Consider the following 23,420-nt stretch of genomic DNA (forward strand, 5'->3'; position numbering starts at 1 on the left):
TATGTTTCCTCCTTGAGTCTTAAGTCCCCACGTCCATGTGGTTGTTTACGTTGGGCAGTGAATAAGTCGGTCGCCTATTTCACTGCCAATCGTTGTATACTTAATATCGACCTGCACGGAAACATATTTAGCGGATTTTACGATTTTTTCTTGAAATACTCATTTATGCCTTCCAGAAAATTGGTTTCTGTTTTGGAGGCTTTTCTATTTTCTTGCTGAATGGACAGGTAGATTTCCTTCCTATGGATATCGACGTTTTTCGGGGCATCGATCCCGAGTTTGATCTGATCCCCTTCAATGGAAAGGATCGTAATTTCGATATCATCGCCAATCATGATCGCTTCATTCGGTTTTCTGGTCAATACGAGCATCATTCCCCCCCTGTTCTGCTGGAGGTTCAAACAGTTTGTGCTTTGTACGGTATTCACTAGCATTCATGATGAATTGCTTTCCGACTTTTTTAGGGCCGTTTATGATGATTGGGGCCTGGAGATTCGCCGTCGTTTCATTGAAGGGGTCCTGAATCGTCAAGATGACGAAAGTAATGACTTCCAGTTCCGTTTCTATTTGTAAAGAAGATAACACCTCATCCGTAAGCTTCACTTCATAATCAGGAAACACTTCAAAAGGATCTGTCACAATAAAGGCAAGCTCTTTTGTTTCTATCGATTGCAGGACGAAAAAGGGTGTGTCATCCAAAGCTAGCAAGCAAAACTTTTTTTCTTCTGAAAATCCTGGTATCCCGCTTTCAAATACATAAATCTCTTTCTCTGCCAAATCGAGTTCGCCATGAAATTTTGTTTGTAGGATCATCTATGTTTTCACTTTCCTTTCCCATCCGGATATAAATTGATGAAATCTATATCCAGCGCATTTTTTTGCAGAATATCGACATTCACACTGCCTTGTGTGTATATATGGTTCATTTTATTGATTTGAGCATCAATGATCGGTTTTTGGGCGGTTGCTTCAATCTTCACTTCCGCTGGCTGGTAGTCGAGCTTCACGCTGAAATGCGAGGGAATCCAGCCGAGATTGAACTGCATCTCCGGTCCCTTGCTGTTTTTCCTGGCCTGTTCAGCGAGTGCATTTCCGCCTTTTTCAATATGCCTCAGCTCGGTCCCCTGCTGGGCACGTCTTGCCATACCCGCCAGCCAATCTTGATATCCCTGCTGCGCAAATTCATCAACTCTTCTTGAAAGGCTTTTCAAATCCATGTCTTCCCTTGCTTGTGACTGATCGATCGTCAGCTTGCCTGGGGTCGTTTGAATCTCCATGATCGCTTGCGGCTGTTGAATGGATTGGACAGCCGCCTTCTGTTCGATTTGCTGCACAGGCTGCTCTATATTCAATCCAATCTTCATTGGGTTGGTTTGCAATCTAATTTGCGGAATCTGCATCATCAACACTCCTTATAGAAAAAAGCTATCCATTTAAGAATAGCTTAGCGAAGAAAATCCAATAAACTCGGCTGCATGATTTTTGCGCCGATACTTAATGCCGCACTATGGACACTTTCCTGGGTCGTCAAATCCATGATCGCCTTTTCGATATCGACATCCTCGTTTTTTGAAAGGATTTCAGTGGCAAAAACCTCCTGCTGCTTGAGACGGTCCGTCATTAGCTCAATCCGATTTTGCCTTGCGCCAACCTGTGCCTGCATGCCTAAAAACGTATTTATCGTTGCGTCAAGTCCTTCCAGTGTGCCGCTCACGTCCCCGCCGGTTTCCAGTGCCTCGATTGTCTGGTCGATGCTTCCGCCGGACGCTAGTGCATCACCAAAAATCTTGGAACCGTCCGTATTGATTTTAAGGGAAATCCCGGAAAACACTTCAAGGTTTATGTCCCCTGTGCCATACACGGTATTTCCATTAGCATCTTTAACAGACGATGGTCTTACATTCGTATCCTGGCCGTTGAAAATGTACTTCCCGCCAATCTGTGTGTCGCCAAGAGTAATAAGATGTTCTTTTAATTGTTTAATTTCTTCAGTAATGGTTTTCAGTTGTTCACCTTCATACGTGCCATTGCTGCCTTGAACGGTTAATTCACGAATCCGCTGCATGGCGGAAACACTTTCAGTAATGGCATCATCCGTGCTGTCGATCCAATTGGTCGCTTCGGCAATGTTACTTTGATACTGCCCTATTTGATTGAGGTTTGTCCTGTACCCCATTCCCATCATTGCCGCAACAGGGTTATCGGATGGCTTGGAGAACTTCTTTTGAGAAGAAACCTGTTCTTGCAGCTTGGACATCTTTTCGTAACTTCTGCTTAAATTGCTCAGCATATTATTGGTTAGCATCGATTGTGTTACCCGCATATTCGTCCCCTCCTATCATCGGCCTACTGTACCCATTCCGTTTATGATTTTGTCCAGCATTTCATCCATCATCGTCATCATCCTTGCAGATGCGTTATATGCCTGCTGGAATTTGATCATGTCCGTCATTTCTTCATCAAGAGATACGGAACTGACGGAATCCCTATTTCGGTCAACCGATGCAGCAAGGACGACAGAGTTGGAAAGGTTCTTTTGGGCGCTTTTGGAATCCACACCAAGCTTTCCGATGATACCGGAATAATAGGTGTCGAAGCTTCCCGTCAATTCATCAGAGTTTTGGTCTTTGGTCGAGTACTCACTGAACGCCTTCTTTTTCAGGTCAGCCAGGAGTTTGGCATTTTCATTATCCCCGGATGCCCCTCCGCTTTTTCCGCCTGCGGCAATTTTTGTGGGATCCTTCACGATTTCACCATTCACCTTGATGCTTTGGGCAGCACTTTTACCAGGTTCAAGTTCAAAGAAGTTCAAAGTTGAAGTGTTGCCATCACCTAAAGCATACCCTTGTTTATGGATGGCATTGAACTCATTCACGAAAGCCGCCGTCATATTATCGAGCTTTTCCAGCATATCAGGATAAGCGCCGCCGGTCGTGCCATCAGCCTTCTTATAGCCGAAGCTTTTGATCAAACCGGACAGTTCCCCCGAGAAATTGTAATCGGTCAAGGTTTTCGAACCAAACTTCAATCCGTCCACCATGCCTGTCGTTTTATCCTGGCTAACTTCAACTTTCGAAGTTCCCACCATCCCGGTTTGGTTAACACTTACCAGATTGATGGGCGGCACAAAAGACGAACCGTCTTCTTGCATCAATTCGATGTTATATAGCCCTGTGGCCACATCGCTGGCTCTGCCGTAATCCGTCGGAATGACGTTATTCACTTTAATGCTGACAAGCTGTGAGAGATTGTCCACGAGCACATCACGTTTATCATAAAGGTCATTGGGGATATAACCATGCGGTTCCACTTTGCTGATCTGTTGGTTAAGGTGATCAATACTGCTGATGAGCGTATTGATTTCGTTCGTTTTGACGTTTATCTGATTGCCGATATCCGTTTGAACGTTCGTTAGCGAGTTATAGTAGTAGTTTAGGGTATCCGCGACCATGACGCCCGTCGAGGCAACGACTTCACGCGCCCCGGAGTTTTCCGTATTCGCCGTCAGCCCCTGCAGCGAATTCCAGAACTTCTCCATCGTGGCGGCCAACCCGCTGTCGGTCGGTTCGTTCATGACGCCTTCCACTTTCGTCAGGGATTCACTCATGGCCCCGTAATAACCGATTTTATTACTTTGTGTCCTGTATTGTGCGTCCAGGAAACTGTCGCGGATCCGCTGAACCGTTTCAGCTGCCACCCCTGTCCCGATTTGGCCGGCAACACGCGGACTGTTCAAACCGACAGTAGGAAAGCCCGACGTCTGGACCAGGTTGACCCGCTGCCTTGAATATCCTAATGTATTGGCATTGGCCACGTTATTTCCTGTTGTATACAAGGCCCCTTGAGAGGTGGATAATCCGCGTTTGGCGGTCTCAAGACCCATAAAGGTTGAAATCATTTGCTCGCACCTCCATCTTTTTTTCTGCTTCTTATGCTTTGGAATCAAACATTCCCATGCCTATTTTCGCCGTTTTCCCAACCGAATCCCCATAATTCAGGTTCTGGTGTTGAGGTTTCAGCATATCCAAAGAGACATTGATGAATTGAAGGGACTGATAGATCAGTTGCTGATTTAAACCGTTCCGCTCCTTCAGCTTTCCCACTTCATCGATCAATGCCGCTTTTAGCATTTCAAGGACTTCCGTTTCTTCTGGTCCTGTCAGTTCCGTCACGGTATGGATGGAGGCAGGCTGTCCCGCCGTTCCATTGGCTGCAAGAAATTCCTCGACTGCCCTTTCTCTTTCCTTATCCGTCTGGCTGATCGCTTTAATATGCTTTTGTTCCGAAATCAGCAGGGCAGTAATCGCCTCGGTATCATTCGCTTTCAAAATGGCCGTTTTTCTTATCGCCAATTGATTGAAGCTTTTATGAAGCTTGATCATTTTTTCAAGCGATCCGATGATGTTCCGTGCAGTCATTTCGCTGCCTCCTCCGCTCAAAAATGAAGGACGGAAACTTGCTCCGTCCACTTCATTCAAGCTTCTTTTTCTTGGAAAATTCATTTCCGGTAAAAATCAATGAGACCCTTAGCCGTTGCTTGTGCATTCAATTTATAATTTCCTTTTTCAACCTGGATTTTCAGTTCATCCACTTTTGCTTGTCTTGCAGCAAGAATCGGAGATGATTGCTGCATTTCTTTTGCCGCTGAAGAAATTTCAACTTTATCCGAGGATTTGACCTTGGATTCCTTGATATTCCCCGTTTTATTGGCTTGAAGATTATAAGGGTTAACACCTGTCATACCGACGTTATTGATTTTCATATTCCAGATCCTCTCCTTCGGTCGATTTTATAAATCCCATTATGTTTCGATTCCTTAACACATGAAAATGGCTCTGGACTGTGTTATTCTCCCTATCTTTATTATCGACAAGGAACTGATTTCTTTAATTGTTTGCTGTAATCTTTCCTTCGACACCCATTGTCGAATATTGTTCTCAATATCGAATATTCTAACAAAAACGGCATCATGTTTCCATGAATGAATTACCCTTTTTGCTAATCTTTCATGTAGTACGTATTTTTTTTATCATTTCCTTGAATTTCAGTCAGGCGCTTTTCTTCATTTTCAAATGCCTGCAAATCCGTAACGAGCGAATTGGTGCATTTGCCGCATAACCTTCCGCTCTTGATGTTGGCGCCGCACTTTTCACAAGGAATTCCGAGATTGGGAAACTGTGAAATTCTCAGCTTTCCGGTTCTTACAAATTTAATAATTAACCTTTCTTCAACGCCGGTTTCCATAACCACCTGCATCATGGACGCCGTTCTATTTGTTTTCTTGCGAATATATGCATACACTTTATCATATTGGGCTTCTTCTTCTTTATAACAGGCATCGCACACATCACGGAATTTCGTCATAACGAATAACGAATTACAGTTTGGACAGTTGAATACATCCATCGAGGCCCCTCCTTCAACATCACGGCGATTATTCTTCAGTACTGTATATATCGAATAATCCCGGCGATACTTTAGGAAGTTTTATTAAAATAAGCTTTTTCACCTAGCCAGGGTGATCGATGATACTTCTTTGGCCCCAGCCGTTATCAATGCCTTTGCTGCATGCCTGAGAGTTGTGCCAGTTGTGTAAATGTCATCGATGATCAAAATGGATTTATGCTCCAGCATATCAGATTGCATGACCTGAAAAACCTGCGGTAATGACATTCTCTCTTTACGAGATTTTTTTGATTGTTTTTCGGTATGGATTCTTGTCAAGGTCTCAACCGTATGAAGTCCAACTAGATCTGCCAAAGCCTTTCCCTGGTTGAACCCCCGCTCCTTAAGCCGTTCATCGCTAAGCGGGATGGCGGTTACCAGGTCAAACTCCACCTCCTTTAACCTTTCTTTCAAAAAAGGGACGAAAATCTCAGCTAACGCATAATCACCCCGGTACTTATATTTAGCAATCAGATCTTTTAAGTATTCATTATAATGAAATAGCGCTATGTTCTTCGACAAATAGCCTCCCCATTCCCTATTCCTTTCCCATCTTGAACAATCGGGACAGAGGTCACCGGTCATATTGTCCCATCCCAGCTCCCTTGAGCACATTGTACATGTATCTCCGGTTATCCTATTAAGTTTCCCCTCACATCCTTCACAGATTGCCCTTGCCTCGGCCTGCTTAAGCAGGCTCCCCCATGTCAAAGCTTGCCGCATTCCTTCATCACAAACTAGACATCTATTCATCCAGCAGCCCCCTTTTCATGGCATTTTTATTCATCATCTGTATATGGCGGACCGCCTCGGCCATCGCTTCACTTTTACCGTAATGGAAAAAGGTGACCGTCCCGGAAGGATTCGCAAAGCTTCTCCCTACCCTGCCGGCAATCTGAACGAGAGCACTTTCAGAAAACACTTCATGTTCAGCACCGATCACGGCTACGTCCAACCGCTCGATTGTCACGCCCCGTTCCAGGATGGTCGTGGTCAGTAATCCCGGAACGAGTCCATTCCTTAAGGCCATTACTTTTTCCTTTCGATCAGGGTGCCGGGAGTGGACAATCGATAATTCAGGGGACAGCCTTTGAAACAGCGGAAGGACTTGCTCCATCACTCTGATGCTTGGAAAAAACAATAGGAAGGGGATATTCTGGTTAAGGCGCTCACTTACCCATGCGTTGATTTTCGATGGAATCTTTTGTTGAAGGAATAGTTTTTGCCAATTGCCGCCCCACTTCATTTCAGGAACGGGGATTGGCTGGCGATGATAACGGGCCGGGATTATGAAGGCTTTCAATTTGCCGCTTCGGTATAGCCGCCGCATGCTCTTCGAAGGTGTGGCGGTCAAGTAGATGGTTGCCGCGGATACCTTTTTCGACTTATTAACCGCATAATGCAGCGAATCATCCATTGAGTAGGGAAACGCATCGACTTCATCAACGATGATGACATCGAAAGCTTCAATAAAACGGAAAAGCTGATGGGTCGTGGAAACGGTCAGTGGCGAAAAACCATGTCGATCTTCACTGCCGGCATGGAGGGTAGTGACTTCAATGGCAGGAAAAGCTTTTTTTAACCTTGGGGAGAGTTCGAGAACGACATCGGTACGCGGTGTTGCCAAACAAATCCGTTTCCCGGCAAGCAAGGCTGCCTCAATCGCTGGAAATAACACCTCCGTCTTCCCTGCCCCGCATACAGCCCATACTAGGAATTCATCTTTTCCGTTTACGGCTTCAACGACACAGTCGGACGCATTCTGTTGACCTGCCGATAAGGTGCCCATCCACCTCATCACATTGTCAGGAATCGTATATTGAATGCCGGGACCGGTCCACCTATAAAGCTTTGCACATTCACTGACCCGTCCCATCATGATGCATGAGCGGCAATAAGTGCAATCTTGATTGCAAATCTTGCAAGGGAAAGTATAAAACAAGGTTTGATCTTTGTTACCGCAGCGTACACAGTGATAACTGCCGTTCCCGGATTGCACGCCGCAAGTTTCCGAGACATACCCATTCTTGAGGTGCTCTGTGAGGATTTCTTGGGAGAAGGGGATTTCGAAGGCCAAAAGATGTTTTCCGGTGAGATGGTTCTGAAGTTCAGGGGAATAAGGCGGGGAAATGCTCGTTTTTTTCAAACTGCAACCTCCATTTCTTGATAAATTACACTCCCCCTTATCATTCGCTTTTAACTCCCGGATTCCTTTTTGTTCATAAAAAAACGCCTTTCACTTAGTAAAGGCGTCAAAGCTTAAATTTTATACCAGCCCATCCCCATCGAGCCTTCGCCCAGATGCGTTCCGATTACTGGGCCGAAGTAGCTGATGTCGAATTCGACATTCGGGAACCGTGCTTCAAGTTCCGCTTTCCAGTCTTTGGCTTCACTTTCCCGTTTTGCATGAATGATGACGGCCTTATATTTCTCGCCGCTCGCCGCCTCTTCTCCAAGTAAATCGGCAATCCGTTTCATCGCTTTTTTCCTTGTACGGATTTTTTCGAATGGGACGATGACTTTATCAACAAAATGGAGCACCGGCTTCACTTGAAGCAGACTGCCGATCAAAGCTTGGGCACTGCTTAAGCGGCCGCCGCGCTGGAGATGGGATAGGTCATCTGCCATGAAGTATGCCTTGACCGATGGTTTCATTTCTTCAAGCCTGGCCATGATTTCTTCTGCACCTTTGCCATCAAGTGCCATCTTTGCCGCCTCGATCACGTAAAACCCCTGTACCATGCAGCTGATTTCCGAATCAAACGCATGAACCCTGATTCCCTCGACCATTTCACCTGCAGATGCCGCTCCTTGATACGTGCCGCTGATGCCGCTCGATAAATGAATGGAAATAACATCATCATATTCTTTTTGCAGTTCCTCGAACTTCTCGACAAACTTCCCGATTGGAGGTTGTGAAGTGGTCGGCAATTTCTCCTGCCTCTTTACTTCCTCATAAAACTCATCCGCAGTAATATCAATTTCCTCCCGGTAAGCTTCATTGGAAAAAATGACATTAAGCGGCATCATATGTATATGTAAACGATCACGCATTTCCTTTGGTATATATGCAGTGCTATCTGTTACGACTGCGGTTTTCATATTAGTACCATCCTTATAAAAATTTACTTCGTACCATATTCAACATTCTATCTGAAAATGCCTTTATTTGCATTAAATAGCCTTTTTAATTACCAAAAATTTGAATATGATCACATCAAACAAAAAAATCCAGCCCTTCAGCACGCATTGCGGAATCTGAAGGGCCGGACTTATCGAACGCTTTGATTACTTCACTTCTACCCAGCCGTTTTTAATAGCTAGGACAACCGCTTGTGTACGGTCATTCACATTCATCTTCTGAAGAATGTTACTCACATGGTTCTTGACTGTTTTTTCACTGATATATAGAGTTTCGCCGATGGCCCGGTTGCTTTTCCCGTCAGCTAAAAGCTGAAGCACTTCACATTCACGTCGAGTCAATAGGTGAAGCGGCCTCCTGATTTCTATCGTATGTACGGAATCACGATCAGCACCCTCTTCAGCTGCTAAACGGCGATATTCTTTAACTAAGTTATGGGTGACCTTCGGATGAAGGTATGAGCCGCCTTCAGCGACTACACGCACAGCATCGATCAACGCGTCTGCGTCCATCTCTTTCAACAGATAACCTTGTGCTCCTGTTTTCAATGCGTGCTGCACGTAGTTTTCATCATCATGAATGGAAAGGATGATGACTTTTGTTTCAGGGTAACGGCTCACGAGCATTTTTGTAGCTTCGACCCCATTCATGTTCGGCATGTTGATATCCATGATAACAACATCAGGTTTATGTGTTTCAACAAGATCCATAGCTTCGCTTCCGTCATCACCCTCGGCAACAACATCAAAGGATGATTCAAAATCTAATATGCGCTTTACGCCTTCACGGAAAAGCTGATGGTCATCGATTATGACGATACTAGTCTTCAACGGCTTCTTCCTCCTAGTTTCTATTTAATATGTCTATTCTCTATTATTTAAATGGTAGGGAATTTGGATAAATACCAAAGTGCCTGCTCCCGGTTGTGAATCGATAGTCATTTCACCTTCCAGCAGCTCGACTCTTTCTCTCATTCCAACCAAGCCAAATGAGCCTTCTTTTTGAATCGAAGAGTCAAACCCCTTTCCATCATCTTTGACGACGACGGTCACCATCTCCTTGGAAATGGACAGTTTAACTTGAATCTGTTTTGGGTCCGCGTGCTTCAATGAATTTTGTACAGCCTCTTGAACCAGCCTGAATAATGCGACCTCCATATCGGAAGGGAGCCTTTTGACCTGCCCAAGGTTGACGAAATTCAGATTCACGCCATTATTATAGTCTTCGGTCGTTTGCAGGTACTTTCTGAGGGTAGGAACAAGTCCTAAATCATCAAGCGCCATAGGCCGAAGGTCATAGATGATTCTTCGCACTTCATATAAAGCATTCCTTACCATGACCTTTAAACTGCGGATTTCCACTAACGCTTCATCAGGACCTCTCTCCCGCTGCACTCGTTCTATCAGGTCTGAGCGCATCATGACGTTTGCCAGCATTTGCGCCGGACCGTCATGGATTTCACGTGAGAGCTTTTTACGTTCCTGCTCCTGGGCTTCGATTATTTTCAGTCCGAAGTCCTGCTTGCGTTTCGCTTCTTGAAGGGCTTCCCCCACAAATTTAAGATCTTGTGTCAAATAATTCTGCACCACCGATATTTGCGAGACGAGATGCACCGCTTTATCGATCGTCTGCTGCAAACCCCTTAACCTTAACTCAAGTTCATCCCGGCGATTACGGAGCTCTTTCTCCAATTGCCGGTTAATTTGTAAATCGACTTGCAGCTTATGTGCCCTTTCATAAGCATCGCGCACTTGTTCTTCAGAAAAATGGTTGAAGTGCATACTGACTTCTGAAAGCCTTTTTCGAGCAAACCTGGCTTTTGAATCCAGTGCATCGCTGTCGGTTATCACAATGGCAACCCTGATTTTCACATCATCAAGCTCTTTTGATAATGTCTCGAAGTCCTTTCGGCATTGTTCGCCGATATCAAAGACTTCATCCTTACTTTCACTAACAGTGCTCACCATTGTTTCTAAGATCTTGTCCAATGCTTTAGCATCAACCTTTTTTATGGACATTAAGATCCCTCCACTTAAATCAAAAGACTTAAACAATTTATTGTCTTAAAGACTATGTATATGGAAAAAAGTTCTTTCCCTTTTTCATGAATGGTTAAATTTCAGGAAACATTTGTATGAAGTAACCTTCATGAACATATTGTACCAAAAAAAGTTTAAAAATACGTTAATTCCCTTTTTGATTTCCATAAAATGTACATACCTACTATACATCTCATAATCCGGCCATTAAGTCTGCCTATTAAAGGCCGAAAGCCATATCAATTATCCTAATGCAAAATATCCTTTTCAATCAAATGGGATATTCCGCTCCATTGATTATCATATGAAACAGATGCATTTATTAAATGGCAAAATCCTTGAAATGAGAGGACACGTTAAGGTAAAGCCAGGATAATGGCACAGAACTCATGTTTTTCCTATAATGTTATTCTTTTAAGCATATATGACCAGCTAATAACAATAACAGGCAATGAAATTAATTATAACACGTACATCTTTATCTTATATTAAAGTTTCTTTACACATGCAGTATGTAAATGAATCGTGATTGCCACTTTTTCCGCAAAGCCTTATAATAAATCAACTAATAGGAAGCACGAAGGTGGAATAATATGCTCACTCAATATTTAACGGTGGCTGGTCGCGGCGAACATGAAATCGTCATTGAAAAATCCCGTTTTATTTCCCACATCGCCCGGGTCGAAACCGAAGATGCCGCACAGGCCTTTATCCAGGAAATCAAGAAAAAGCACAAAGATGCTACACATAATTGTTCAGCTTATATGATCGGGGAACAAAATCAAATCCAAAAAGCCCTCGACGATGGGGAACCGAGCGGAACGGCAGGCGTCCCTATCCTAGAAGTGCTTAAGAAGAAAGAACTGAAAGACACAGCTGTTGTGGTCACTCGGTATTTTGGCGGCATCAAACTTGGTGCTGGCGGTCTCATTCGCGCTTACAGCAAAGCGACTTCAGAAGGGATAAATGCCACTGGTGTCGTCATTAGGAAACTGATGCGGGTCATTTCGACAACCGTCGACTATACCTGGCTTGGAAAATTGGAAAACGAATTGCGCTCTTCCATTTATCAAATAAAGGAAATTCAATACCTTGATCAGGTCAATATCCTTGTATATGTTGAGGAAACACAAAAAGAGACATATATCGCTTGGATTACAGAGCTGACAAATGGTCAGGGCCATATCACCGAGGAAGAAATGCTTTATTTGGAAGAGGAATTCTCCTGATATACTCCTGCATATTTTCCCTTTTTTTTGCTGTAATATAATTGAAAAGAAATATTTATTTTACGAAATTATTAAATCATTGTAAAATTAGGTGTAATATATGACGAAATATAAACTGCAGGATTCGAAAAATAGCGATATATGTCTGATGTTCGTTATTTAAAAGGAGAAGAAAAAGATGTCTACTACTAGGCGTGTTTATAAAATTAAAAAAACAAAGAAAAAAAGGCGAAAGAGGCTTTGGTTATTGCTTGTTCCCCTTCTGGTACTTGGTCTGGGGGCTTCTACGTATGCTGCAACCCTGTATATGAAAGCCCAGAATGTATTCAATGATTCCTATGACCCTGTGGAAGCTTCAGCAAAGCGGGATGCAGCGATCGACCCGCTCGAAGATAATTTCTCGATCCTTTTCATAGGAATCGATGATAGCAAGGACCGTGACTTAAAAGGAAACTCCCGGTCGGATGCTTTAATGCTGGCCACATTCAATAAAGATCAAAAATCTATAAAGCTATTAAGCATTCCGCGTGATTCATATGTTTACGTGCCAGCTAAAGGCGTAACCACGAAAATCAACGCGGCCCATGCAGCCGGCGGTCCGAAAGCAACCATGGACACCGTAGAGGAGTTACTCGATGTCCCTGTCGATTATTATGTTCGCATGAACTTCAATGCTTTCATCGATGTCGTAGATTCATTGGATGGCATCGAAGTCGACGTCCCTTATGAAATGAATGAAATCGATTCACATGACAAAAAGAATGCCATCCACCTCGAAGAAGGATTACAGACCGTTGATGGGGAAGAAGCATTAGCATTTGCACGGACACGTAAAAAAGACAGTGATATCCAACGCGGCGAGCGTCAGCAGGAAGTGCTGAAAGCCATCATTGCCAAAGCAACCTCTGCTGGATCACTGACGAAATATACAGACGTAATGGAAGCTGTCGGCGACAATATGACAACGAACCTGAAATTCTCGCAAATGAGAGGTTTCATAAATTATGTGACTACCGATAAAGGCATCAATCTTGAAACCATCAAACTTGAAGGTCAGGATTCTACCATTAACGGAACCTATTATTATCAGCTGAACGATACATCATTAGCGAACACTAAGCTGTTGCTTCAATCCCACTTGAACCTGGGACCAGCTGAAGGCAATCAAACTGAAGCAGTTCAATCACAAATACAAGAATAAAGCGAACCCCCCACTCGTCATGAGTGGGGGGTTTTTAATGCATTCCATTTGAAATCACATACTGCCGCAAGAATGGCCCTAATAAGATCAAGCACGCATTACAAAAAAAGCCACCAACCGTTACTTTCAAACGATTGGTGGCTTTCCAATAAAACTAGCGAATCTAGTAATCTATTCCTAAATGATCATGGCTTGTTTTTAAAGTTGAGCATCTTAAGCAACGGCTGGTAGTTTGAATTGACCAAGCCAATTTTCTCCACGAAAATCTCTATGATCAGCAGAAGTCCCGTTACAAGGATCAAAGCCCCCCACATCGTGGCAAATGAAAAGATTATGGCCGCTAAACCAAAGCAAGCAGCTAAAGCATAAATGAGCAAGACAGTTTGCTTATGGGTAAATCCCAAGTTTATCAAACAGTGATGTAAATGTGATTTATCAGCAGCCGAGATCGGCTGTTTATTGACGACCCTGCGGATAATCGCGAAAAATGTATCCGAAATGGGAACACCCAAAATGATGATCGGTACGATCAAGGAAATCATCGTTACGTTTTTAAACCCTAGAAGGGAAAGAACGGCAATGATGTAACCTAAGAATAAGGCACCTGTATCCCCCATGAAAATCTTTGCCGGATGGAAGTTATATTTCAAGAAACCAAGGGTGCTTCCAATCACGATCAATGCGACCATGGCAACAAATAGATCCCCTTTAATAAGGGCCATAGTTGCGATTGTCACTAATGCGATCGTCGAGACACCGCCTGCAAGACCATCCAGTCCATCTATTAGGTTGATTGCATTAATGATGCTGACGATCCACAAAATGGTGATCGGTATACTGAAAACACCAAACTCAAGTGTATCGGTAAAGAACGGCAAGTTGATGAATTCCACTTCAAGACCGCCCCATAATACGATAATCAGGGCAGCCAAAACCTGGCCCAGGAATTTGGGTGCAGCTCTTAATTCAAAAATATCATCAGCCATCCCGATCAATATGATGACAAGGGCTCCCACCAGAAGGGGCAGCTGCTCCCCAAAATCATCCATGAAAAGCAAGAAGGTAATGAAAAAACTCAAAAATATAGCTAAACCGCCCATGCGCGGCATAACTTTACTATGCACTTTTCGCTCATTCGGTTTATCGGTAGCTCCTAATTTAAAGGCCAGCTTTCCGACAAAAGGAGTCAAAAAAATGGATAATAAAAAGGATACCAACAAGGCCCCTATTAACATCAGGAACGACATCAAAAACCACCTCAATTCAACTAAAAATCTAATACCCGTAACGATCTATAAGAAAACCTATATATAAATGCTTATTTTAATTTTTCATCCTCAAATAAACATTATATACGTTATTGGCTAAAATCTCTATAGAAAAGTTGTTTTTTGCAAATTTTTGTAAATCCGCCCCTATCTTTGTCAGGTTCCCGGATTTTTTTAATTCTAAAGCATTGCAGATGGCCAGTTTCAGCTGTTCGACATTGCCGATATCCGTTATCCAACCCTTGCTCCGATCGGGAATCAATTCCTGTACACCGCCGACATCACTAGTGATTGCCGGAAGACCGGATCTTGCTCCTTCAAGTAAAACGAGTGGAAAACTTTCGCTTAAGGAAGTCAATAATGTGATGTCCCCCAACGGGTAGATTCGATCTAAATCTTCACGATACCCTAAAAAGTACACATGATCGGATAATCCCTTTTCCGAGACCATCTCTTCCAGAGCGGTTCTCCTGCTTCCGTCCCCTGCAAGTAACAGCTTCACATGGGGGAATTCCGATATCACTTCACTTAATGCCGCTAAAGCAAATTCATGACCTTTCACCGGTTCAAGCCTTGCAGGCATGATGATGATGAAGTCATCTTTCCCGAACCCGAAATCTTCTCTTTGAAACGGGAAAGGCAGTTCCTTTTCAAAGTCAATTCCGTTCAGGATCTTTGTTATTTTGGTCGAATGGATTCCTTGGTCAATCAAGTCCTGCTTAAAGCGGTCGGAAACCGCCAGTATATGATCGGCATATTGGAATGACCTTACATGAAGGCCCGTAAACAATTTCCCTTTTACACCCTGCCCTAAAAAATCATGATGAGGCGAACTGTGAACAGTAAGGAGCCATGGGCATTTAATGAGGCGCTTTATAAAAGCACCATATATATTCGCCCGCGGACCATGTGTATGGATGATGTCTATATTATTTAGACGGATAAAGTCCCTTAAAGGTTTCAAAATTGAAAGGTCATATTTGGAATGTTGCTTGAAAAGTTCAGTTTGTATCCCGGAGGACATGGCCCGCCGGTATAGTTCACCTTTTTCAAATACACCAAGCAAACACTCCTCTTTATTCAATTGGTTCAGTAAGGACATAATATGAAACATACCGCCGCCGGTTTCATTCCCAGCGTTTAAGTGCAAGATTCTCATCCAGTCCACTCCTTATGTTCAGGAACGCTGCACCGTTTTCCTTAACCGCCTAACCTTTAATACGAATCTTGGCAGCGCAAGCATCCGTTTCCACCGTGAAGGTTGCTGGATCAGTCGGTACAACCATTCAAGACGCATTTTTTGCCAGAAAACCGGGGCGCGGTTCACCTTTCCCGCAAGGACATCAAAGCTTCCCCCTACTCCCATGAATAACCCTTTATTGAATAACGCATAGTGTCTGGATACCCATTTCTCCTGCCTGGGGAACCCTAATGCAGTCAAGATGATGTCAGGTTCAAGTTCCGCTATCGACTTCGGCAGGGCATCATCCTTGATATCGATGTAACCATGGTTGTATCCCACCAACTCGAGACCCGGGTATAATTCTTTCACTTTCAGGGCCGCTGCTTCAATCACGTTTTCCTCCGCTCCAAGCATATATACCTTCAACGCTTTTTCATCAGCGACCCGAAATAATTCATTCATCAAGTCGAATCCTGTAATCCGCTCTTGTAAAGGTTGATTTAGCCATTTAGAGGCCATAATAATACCAACGCCATCCGGAGTGATGTAATCAGCCGATATAATGATGTCTTTATAGTCCTTATGTTCATTTGCATACTCGACTATTTCGGGATTTGCCGTAACGACAAACGTTTTTTCCTGATTCATCAATCTCGGATAAATCATTCTATTCATGAACTCATCCATATTGCTATCAATGAATGGTATGGTTAGTATCTCAACAAACTTCTCTGTCATTTCACTTCAGCCTTTCATATGTACTATACATCTAAAGGGTGGGGTATTATTCAAGAATTTTTTTCATACACATCATAGAACATGATTTTTGATTCAAAGGTGGTTAATCAATTGAAGTTTATAGAAAAACAATCGTTACCCATTCTATTTCTGTGCCTGCTCATCCCATCGGCAGTGCCTCACCCTATCGCCGGTTACATGGCAACGGCGTTGATGCTCGTTTTTATAGGTATAAATAAAAAAAACCTGTTATTAATTCTATTCATTTATTTCCCTGCCCGTCCCCTATTGATGGAACTGAATAGCGGCTTGACTTATACAGGTGACCTGATCATCCTCACCTTATTCATTTCTTTGCTTATTGAAAAATTCAAAAAGAACGAATGGCCATTTTCGAAATATCATTTCACTGCGCCATTTTGGTTGTTTTGTTTAATTGGTGCCGGTGCTGCACTCATAAACGGGGTGGGAATCCTCCCCATCTTGTTTGAACTCCGTGCATTACTTATTACATTCTTGCTTCTTTACATTATCGGTGAATTAAATCTAGAAAGAAAGGATATCTTTCGCTTTTTGAAGGTAATCCTAATATTTACTATCTTACTTTGCCTGCATGGCATAGTGGAGAAAATCTTTTCACGTACCATCCTGCTTCCCCACGCATGGGAAGTATGGAATCTTTCTCCAACAAATCGGATGAGGATATATGGAGCACCAGCCAATCCTAATGTATTTGCCTTATTCTTAAGCATCCAGTTATTCCTTGGTTTCTTTCTGTTTCAGTCGCTGAAAAAATATAAATGGATCGTCTTTCTGGCAGCCATCCTGATTTCCGGAACGTTACTGCTTACCTATTCGCGGGGCACGATGATCGCATTCGGGTTCGCTGCGCTTGTCTTTATAATTTGGACTAGAAATAAACCATTTCTCAAATATGCTGTAGGAGCATTTTGTCTCGGCCTGCTTCTTATTTATTACCCAGTTTTATTTGCATCAAGCAAAGTGGAGGTATCCGCATCGATTCCCATGGAAAACGTGGTGATCGGCAGCACCCCCTCTTCCGAACACGAACATGCCCTCTCCAATCGATTTTCAGAAATGTTCTCTGATAAGACCCTGCACCAAAGTACGGAATGGGGCCGGTTATATGTCCTAATCAAGGGAATTGAAATTTTCAAAGATCACCCGATAATCGGCACCGGGCTAGCAACCTTCGGAGATTCTGCCACACTTTCCTTCTCCTCACCAATCTATCAGGAGTACCAAATTGGTGAAAGGATGTATACCGATAATCAATATATCCAGATTCTGGTCCAAACTGGTGTGCTGGGCTTCCTTGCAGTTCTTGCATTCATCTTTTCCACCTGCCGGCAAATCCTGAAGTCGGGAAAAGGCACATTCGCGGCGTTCAACATCTGCCTGATGTTGGCCGCATTACTAGCAGGACTTTTCTACAATATTCTCGAAGATAAAACGTTTACGCTGATATTTTATAGTTGTTTGGGATTCTGTTTACGGAAGGACATCATTTTAAAGGATTGAAAATATGCCTACTCTTTCAAATGTCATTAAATCGGTCGGGCTCGTCACCATTATTGCAGCCATTGGAAAAGTCCTCGGATTCGGGCGGGAATCGATCATAGCCGCCTATTTCGGGGCATCATCCATGGCGGATGTTTTTTTCGTGGCAAGCCTCATACCAACCATTCTTTTTACGGCTCTCGGCAGCGGTCTTCAGGCCGGCGTTATTCCTATTTACTTGGAAAAGAAAGCGGATAACCCAAAGAAGGCGGACGAATTCATCAGTGTTTTAGGTTCTTTCTTCATGCTGGTTGCCGGAGTCCTGACCATTGCCTGCATGATTTTCATAAAGCCGCTCGTCATGATGACAGCCCCGGGTTTCTCCGATTCAGAGCTTGCCCTGACGGAGTCACTGACCCGGATCATGCTGCCCAGTTTACTATTTTTCACGCTTTCATACATGGCGACGGGGGTCCTGAATGCGAATAAGCGCTTTATTCTGCCGGCACTCACTTCAACTGCACAAAACACGGTCATTATAGCAGCCACCGTATTATTCGCTGCTCCCTTTGGGATTGAAGGACTGGCTTGGGGGTTTGTGTTCGGTGCAGCAAGCCAGTTCCTTATTCAATACCCATCATTGAAGAAATACGGAATCCGGCCCATCGTCTCTTTCCTGCCTCATAAAAGGCAGATTGCACAAACACTGCTCACCTTTTATCCAATCATTATCGCCGCCTTGGCGATCCAGTTGAATAGTGTCGTCGATCGGATCATTGCGACTTCGCTCGAAACTGGGAGCGTATCTGCCCTTAATTATGCGAATCGCCTGCTGTGGCTGCCATTGAGCATTGTCCTTACGCCGCTGATTACCGTATTGTACCCTTCAATCGTCGAGCGCGCGCTTATAAGCTATCAATCTTTCCTTAATTTGACCTTAAAAGGGTTGAAGTCGCTGTTATTTCTAGCGATTCCGTTCATGGTCGTCATGTTAATCAGCGGAAACAGCCTAATCACTCTTGCTTTCCAACGCGGGGCTTTCGATGCTTCAGCAACTGATATGACTTATAGGGCATTCCTCTTTTATTCAGCTTGCCTCCCGTTCTTTGCACTGAGGGATTATTTGATGAACGCCTTTTACGCCTTGAAGAAAACGAAAGTGGCCATGTATTCCTGCCTGATTGCCGTTTTGCTTAACGTGCTGCTCAGCTGGGTTCTATCACGTTATCTCGGCGTCGGTGGCATTGCTTTAGCATCGGGGATTTCCATGCTCCTGCAATCCCTCTACCTTTTCGGCTACCTATGGCTGAAGACAGGTAAAACGGACAAGGCCGCTTTCAGGGATGTTTTTCAGGAAAGCGGCAAGCTTACCATCATCGGAGCCATCCTTTACGGAATCGCTCTCTGGATCCATCCGCTTACCCTATCGTTGCCCATCATCATGGAATTGGTGATCATCACGCTGCTGGTATTCGGATTATATCTCGCACTATCGATGCTTTTTAAAGTAGGCAGCCTGCAAGGGCTGAAAAAGATCAGATCATCAAAGTAATCCATTAGAAGAAGGAGTGCCAATATGAACATTTTAGTCACAACGATTTTCAACTACCCTCATGAAGGAGGGCTATCGAGCCATATCACAACGTTAAAAAAGGGGTTAATGTCACGGGGCCATAATGTGGACATATTATCTTTCTCTCAATTACCAGCTTTCAAGAGGAAGATGCTCGCCCAGGCTCCAGGATTTTTATTAAATAAAGTAAAACAGGGGAGCGGCCAGCTTTTCAATGATCGGCAACGCCAAAAATTATTGGCTTCATCTATTAACGCCTTGAAAAAGGACTATGATGTCATTAATGCCCAAGACATTTTCGCAACCCTCGCTTCCATCGAATCCGGGATACCAACGGTGCAAACCGTCCATGGATATTATTCATTCGAGGCAGTCAGCAGGGGCGCCCTTCTTCCGGACAGTGAAGAAGATTTGATCATTCGCGAGCTAGAAAGAAAAGCTTATCAGTCCGCTGCAAAAGTTGTGACGGTCGATCAAAGGATCAAAGACTATATAAATCATTTGGCACATATAGAGGCGGATACGATCAAGAACTTCATTGACGTGTCTGCTTTTAAACCGGAGATGGCAAAGCGGGAGCAAACTCGCCGGGACTTTCAAATACCGCTACATAAAAAGATGCTTTTCGTTCCGAGAAGAATGACGGAAAAGAACGGTGTCATCTACCCGCTCCTTGCTTTGCCGGAGGTGCTGGAAAACCATCCTGAAACGATTTTGGTCTATGCAGGTACAGGGGAACAGCGGAGCCGGCTAGAGGAAACCGCAGCCAGTCTCAATATATCCGCTTCCGTACTTTTCCTGGGTTCTGTGCCGTTCGAGAAAATGCATAACCTCTATGAAGCATCGGACATCGTACTCATCCCTAGCGTTCATTCCCATGGGGTGGAAGAAGCGACTTCCATTTCCGCTTTAGAAGCGATGAGTTGCCGCTCACCCGTCATTGCAAGCGCAATCGGGGGTTTAAAGGAGATTCTCATTGATGGCGAAGATGGCCTTTTAGTAGAGGAAAAAAATAAAGAAGCACTTGCACAAGCCATCTCCCTTCTGCTTAAAGACTCTGAATATGCAGCAAAGTTAGCTTCGAAAGCAAGGTATAAAATGGAAAGCGAATACTCCCACCTTTCAGCAGCTGAGAGGTTTGAGAAAGCTTATGTTGAAGTGCTTAACTAAAAAAAGGCAGACCCGAAGCCCGGGTCTGCTTTTCACATTCATACCAGTGCGGAACTACGCCTTTTCATTTGCTCTTCACGGTATTTTTTCTGTTCTTGTTTAGACATGGCGTTATATTCTTTTAAGAATGCCTCATATTGCGGCATTACTTCCTTCATGTCACCGTATGCCTTTAACTCTCCATATTCAAGCCATAATGCCTTTTGGCAAAATTTCTTCATCTGACCGATTGAATGGCTGACAAAGAACATCGTTTTGCCCTTTGCCTTAAATTCGTTCATTTTCTCTAAACACTTTTCAGCAAAGTTTTTATCCCCGACAGATAAGGCCTCATCAATAATCAGGATATCTGGATCGATATGCACGGAAATGGAAAAACCAAGCCTGGACTTCATGCCGCTTGAGTAGGATTTCACCGGTTGGTCAATGAACTTACCAAGCTCCGAAAACTCAATGATCTCAGGCTCAAGTTCTTTGATGCGATTTTTATCGAATCCGAGCATCAGCATTTTCAGTTCGATGTTTTCCCTGCCCGTCAACTGATTATTCAGGCCCGATGAAACGGCAATCAAGGCCGTTTTCCCATTAGTTTGGACATTTCCGTCCGTAGGCGGGACAATGCCTGCAATAATATTGGACAATGTGGATTTACCTGATCCGTTGACCCCGACAAATCCTATTACATCGCCTTTTTCTGCTTCAAAACTAACATTCCTCAGAGCGAAGTACTCTTCCCCATAGCTTTTAGGCAAAAGGAGATCCAATAATTTTTCCGAGTTTTTATTATATAATTTATACTTTTTCGTTATATCTTTGACTACCACCGATTTTTCCAAATTTTCTCACTTCCAGTTTACTTAAAGTCAACAAAGCGATCTCTGAACCTGACATGCAGCGAGGAACCTATCATAAACAAGATGATAACGACTGCCCAGAAATAAAGCGTATACTCCCAATGCGCTATCAGATACCATGATTCCCCCAACAACGAAGCTCGATACCCTTCCACAATATAATATAGTGGATTCAGCTTCATGATGTTGACTATGGTAGGATGTTCCTTAGCATCCATTACCCAAAGGATTGGTGTTAAATAAAACATGACTTTCATTAAGGACACGATGATATTATGAACGTCACGAATGATGGTTGATAATGTTGAAGTGATTAAACCCAATGAAAATAACAGCAAGACCGTCGCTGCAACATAATACGGCAGTTGCAAGATGTAGAGTGTAGGGAGGTAACCTGTAAACCCTAATAGGATGATGATGACTCCCAGCAGCATGAGATGCTGATACAACTTAGCAAAGATGACATACGATGGAATCACACTCATCGGAAAGCTCATCTTGGATACCATATTCATTCGGGAATAGACGGATTTGGACGTTTGGGTTATGGCCGGGTTCACAAAGAACCAGACAACGATCCCTGCCATCAGCCATGGAAGGAAATCATCCCCGCGATTCAAGATGATAAATCCAAATACAAACCAATAAATCGCAATCTGTATCATCGGATTGATGATTTCCCATAGGACTCCCAGGTAGTTGCTGCTGTTGGCACTTTTCACCTCATAAACAGATAAACGCCTTACCAAATAAAAATGTTTGATTTGTTCTTTTAAAACGGTCAAAGCTGAACTCATAAATTACACAGACCTTCCTAAAAACACTTTTTCTACGACACGGCGTGAAGCCTGGCCATCCTCGAGTGCACAAAACCGCTCGTGAAAATGATTGATATCATTGGTATTTTCATATTTCATCGTCTTGATACTATCAATGACCGCATCAGATGTTTTGACTAACAAACCTGGTGCATTCTTTTCGAAATCAAAGTAAAATCCGCGAAGCTTATCCCTGTAATTTTCAATATCATATACATAGAAAAGCATCGGACGCTGTAAATTTGCGTAATCAAAGAATACGGATGAATAATCGGTTATTAATAAATCCGAAATAAGATACAAATGACTAATATCTTCGTAACTGGATAAATCATAGGCGAATCCTTCATGCGCCGATAAATCCAAGTTCTCAGAAACCAAATAATGAAGACGGAGCAAAATGACATACTCCTCCCCCAATTCCCGTTTCATTCGATCCAGATCCAGTTTTATTTCGAACTTATATTTTCCCTTGCTATAAAACTCATCATCCCTCCAAGTCGGGGCATATAAAACGATCTTTTTCTCTATTGGTATACCCAACTTCTGTTTCAATGAGTCGATTGTATCACGATTATTCCCGTTGTAAAGGATATCATTACGTGGATAACCGGTTTCCAGAATTTTAGAGGCATCGACATTGAAGGCCCGGGCAAAGATTTCACTTGAATAAGCATTCGGTGAGATTAAATAATCCCATTTACTTGATTCGGCATGGAAATTTTCTTTATATTTATCCGTCGTCGTTCCAGGCATATGAACTTCATTCATATCCGCCGCAAGCTTCTTTAGTGGAGTACCATGCCACGTTTGCAAATAGATCGTGTGCTTCGGCTTCGGAATCCAAAGCGGAAGCCTGCTGTTCGTCACCCAATAACGGGCCCTTGTCATTTTGAGCAGCCAACTGAATGAAAAACGATCGAGATATGGAATGCCTGCCTCTTCGAAAAGAGCTGCATATCTTTTATCCACGCTCCAATACATTTTATATTCAGGATGGTTACTCTGCAAGTATTCATAAATCGCCCGGGGATTACAGCTATACTGCTTGCCCAAAAAGCTCTCAAAAATGACAAGCTTCTGGTCCACTGGCAACACTGTGCCCGCCAATGCAAAAGCCATTTTATATCCTCTTAAAATAATTGCTTTAGACTTATTTTTAACTAACGATAGAAAGGAAGGTCTCTTTGAGGTTTGTACATTTTCATTTGACATATCCGATCTCCCTTTTTATTGATT

General features: G+C 43.4%; 23 protein-coding genes and 1 pseudogene. 5 read left to right on the plus strand and 19 right to left on the minus strand.

What is annotated here, in order from left to right; genetic code table 11:
* Positions 1-137 precede the first annotated feature (137 nt).
* The 13 genes from csrA to AC0VX1_RS25475 form a co-directional block, all read right to left on the minus strand.
* The gene (gene csrA / locus AC0VX1_RS25415) at positions 138-371 is read right to left on the minus strand and encodes a carbon storage regulator CsrA (RefSeq protein WP_034315661.1); all 234 of its coding nucleotides are present in this window, start codon (positions 369-371) and stop codon (positions 138-140) included.
* Positions 343-813, minus strand: coding sequence for a flagellar assembly protein FliW (gene fliW / locus AC0VX1_RS25420; RefSeq protein WP_475469508.1), 471 nt, complete (start codon positions 811-813; stop codon positions 343-345). Before fliW ends, csrA begins: the two co-directional genes overlap by 29 nt.
* An 8-nt stretch (positions 814-821) precedes the next feature.
* Positions 822-1,400: a DUF6470 family protein gene (locus tag AC0VX1_RS25425; protein WP_475469509.1), complete on the minus strand. Its 579-nt coding sequence runs from the start codon at positions 1,398-1,400 to the stop codon at positions 822-824.
* A gap of 44 nt (positions 1,401-1,444) precedes the next feature.
* Positions 1,445-2,323: a flagellar hook-associated protein FlgL gene (gene flgL, locus AC0VX1_RS25430; protein WP_475469510.1), complete on the minus strand. Its 879-nt coding sequence runs from the start codon at positions 2,321-2,323 to the stop codon at positions 1,445-1,447.
* 15 nt (positions 2,324-2,338) lie between these two features.
* Entirely contained in the window at positions 2,339-3,898 is a 1,560-nt protein-coding gene (gene flgK / locus AC0VX1_RS25435) for a flagellar hook-associated protein FlgK (protein WP_475469511.1), read from the minus strand.
* Positions 3,899-3,929: 31 nt separating this feature from the next.
* Complete coding sequence (locus AC0VX1_RS25440; protein WP_475469512.1) at positions 3,930-4,418, minus strand: flagellar protein FlgN; 489 nt, start codon at positions 4,416-4,418, stop codon at positions 3,930-3,932.
* A gap of 80 nt (positions 4,419-4,498) precedes the next feature.
* The gene (gene flgM, locus AC0VX1_RS25445; RefSeq protein WP_063595755.1) at positions 4,499-4,762 is read right to left on the minus strand and encodes a flagellar biosynthesis anti-sigma factor FlgM; all 264 of its coding nucleotides are present in this window, start codon (positions 4,760-4,762) and stop codon (positions 4,499-4,501) included.
* A 236-nt stretch (positions 4,763-4,998) separates the two neighbouring features.
* Positions 4,999-5,406, minus strand: a complete 408-nt coding sequence (locus tag AC0VX1_RS25450) for a TIGR03826 family flagellar region protein (RefSeq protein ID WP_057278134.1) — start codon at positions 5,404-5,406, stop codon at positions 4,999-5,001.
* Positions 5,407-5,505: 99 nt separating this feature from the next.
* Positions 5,506-6,198 carry a ComF family protein gene (locus tag AC0VX1_RS25455; protein ID WP_413007874.1) on the minus strand — a complete coding sequence of 231 codons (693 nt, stop codon included), beginning with the start codon at positions 6,196-6,198 and terminating at the stop codon, positions 5,506-5,508.
* A complete protein-coding gene (locus AC0VX1_RS25460; RefSeq protein ID WP_413021538.1) occupies positions 6,191-7,591 on the minus strand; it encodes an ATP-dependent helicase ComFA in 1,401 nt (466 codons plus the stop codon). The genes AC0VX1_RS25455 and AC0VX1_RS25460 overlap by 8 nt, the downstream gene beginning before the upstream one ends.
* 113 nt (positions 7,592-7,704) lie before the next feature.
* On the minus strand, positions 7,705-8,547 hold the full coding sequence (locus AC0VX1_RS25465) for a DegV family protein (RefSeq protein WP_057278136.1): 843 nt from the start codon (positions 8,545-8,547) through the stop codon (positions 7,705-7,707).
* Positions 8,548-8,733: 186 nt separating this feature from the next.
* On the minus strand, positions 8,734-9,417 hold the full coding sequence (locus tag AC0VX1_RS25470) for a response regulator (protein WP_048687855.1): 684 nt from the start codon (positions 9,415-9,417) through the stop codon (positions 8,734-8,736).
* A gap of 33 nt (positions 9,418-9,450) precedes the next feature.
* Positions 9,451-10,605: a sensor histidine kinase gene (locus AC0VX1_RS25475; RefSeq protein WP_034315684.1), complete on the minus strand. Its 1,155-nt coding sequence runs from the start codon at positions 10,603-10,605 to the stop codon at positions 9,451-9,453.
* 614 nt (positions 10,606-11,219) lie between these two features.
* Between AC0VX1_RS25475 and AC0VX1_RS25480 the strand changes: the two genes are divergently transcribed.
* Both AC0VX1_RS25480 and AC0VX1_RS25485 read left to right on the plus strand, forming a co-directional pair.
* A complete protein-coding gene (locus tag AC0VX1_RS25480; RefSeq protein WP_057278137.1) occupies positions 11,220-11,855 on the plus strand; it encodes a YigZ family protein in 636 nt (211 codons plus the stop codon).
* A 178-nt stretch (positions 11,856-12,033) separates the two neighbouring features.
* Positions 12,034-13,056: an LCP family protein gene (locus AC0VX1_RS25485; protein WP_413007870.1), complete on the plus strand. Its 1,023-nt coding sequence runs from the start codon at positions 12,034-12,036 to the stop codon at positions 13,054-13,056.
* Positions 13,057-13,241: 185 nt separating this feature from the next.
* Here the strand turns inward: AC0VX1_RS25485 and AC0VX1_RS25490 are convergent, their stop codons facing one another.
* The 3 genes from AC0VX1_RS25490 to AC0VX1_RS25500 all read right to left on the minus strand — a co-directional run bounded on the left by AC0VX1_RS25490 (position 13,242) and on the right by AC0VX1_RS25500 (position 16,245).
* A complete protein-coding gene (locus AC0VX1_RS25490) occupies positions 13,242-14,291 on the minus strand; it encodes a glycosyltransferase family 4 protein (protein WP_475471894.1) in 1,050 nt (349 codons plus the stop codon).
* 88 nt (positions 14,292-14,379) lie between these two features.
* Complete coding sequence (locus AC0VX1_RS25495) at positions 14,380-15,483, minus strand: glycosyltransferase family 4 protein (RefSeq protein WP_475469513.1); 1,104 nt, start codon at positions 15,481-15,483, stop codon at positions 14,380-14,382.
* A gap of 18 nt (positions 15,484-15,501) precedes the next feature.
* A complete protein-coding gene (locus tag AC0VX1_RS25500) occupies positions 15,502-16,245 on the minus strand; it encodes a WecB/TagA/CpsF family glycosyltransferase (RefSeq protein WP_413021540.1) in 744 nt (247 codons plus the stop codon).
* A 111-nt stretch (positions 16,246-16,356) separates the two neighbouring features.
* Here AC0VX1_RS25500 and AC0VX1_RS25505 point away from each other — a divergent pair, with 111 nt between their 5' ends.
* From AC0VX1_RS25505 to AC0VX1_RS25515, 3 genes are read left to right on the plus strand one after another with little or no spacing between them, the layout of a single operon-like run.
* A complete protein-coding gene (locus AC0VX1_RS25505) occupies positions 16,357-17,787 on the plus strand; it encodes an O-antigen ligase family protein (protein ID WP_475469514.1) in 1,431 nt (476 codons plus the stop codon).
* Positions 17,788-17,791: 4 nt separating this feature from the next.
* Positions 17,792-19,318 carry a murein biosynthesis integral membrane protein MurJ gene (gene murJ, locus AC0VX1_RS25510; RefSeq protein WP_413021543.1) on the plus strand — a complete coding sequence of 509 codons (1,527 nt, stop codon included), beginning with the start codon at positions 17,792-17,794 and terminating at the stop codon, positions 19,316-19,318.
* Between the two features lie 24 nt (positions 19,319-19,342).
* The gene (locus AC0VX1_RS25515) at positions 19,343-20,509 is read left to right on the plus strand and encodes a glycosyltransferase family 4 protein (protein ID WP_413021544.1); all 1,167 of its coding nucleotides are present in this window, start codon (positions 19,343-19,345) and stop codon (positions 20,507-20,509) included.
* 38 nt (positions 20,510-20,547) lie between these two features.
* Here AC0VX1_RS25515 and tagH read toward each other — a convergent pair whose 3' ends face one another.
* The 3 genes and pseudogenes from tagH to AC0VX1_RS25530 all read right to left on the minus strand — a co-directional run.
* Positions 20,548-21,345: a teichoic acids export ABC transporter ATP-binding subunit TagH gene (gene tagH, locus AC0VX1_RS25520; protein WP_057278145.1), complete on the minus strand. Its 798-nt coding sequence runs from the start codon at positions 21,343-21,345 to the stop codon at positions 20,548-20,550.
* Positions 21,346-21,362: 17 nt separating this feature from the next.
* Complete coding sequence (locus AC0VX1_RS25525; RefSeq protein WP_034315708.1) at positions 21,363-22,160, minus strand: ABC transporter permease; 798 nt, start codon at positions 22,158-22,160, stop codon at positions 21,363-21,365.
* Positions 22,161-22,163: 3 nt separating this feature from the next.
* A pseudogene (locus AC0VX1_RS25530) lies at positions 22,164-23,369 on the minus strand (CDP-glycerol glycerophosphotransferase family protein); the annotation flags it as partial.
* Between the last annotated feature and the right edge of the window lie 51 nt (positions 23,370-23,420).

It is taken from the genome of Peribacillus sp. QJM3NY_7, assembly GCF_056173225.1.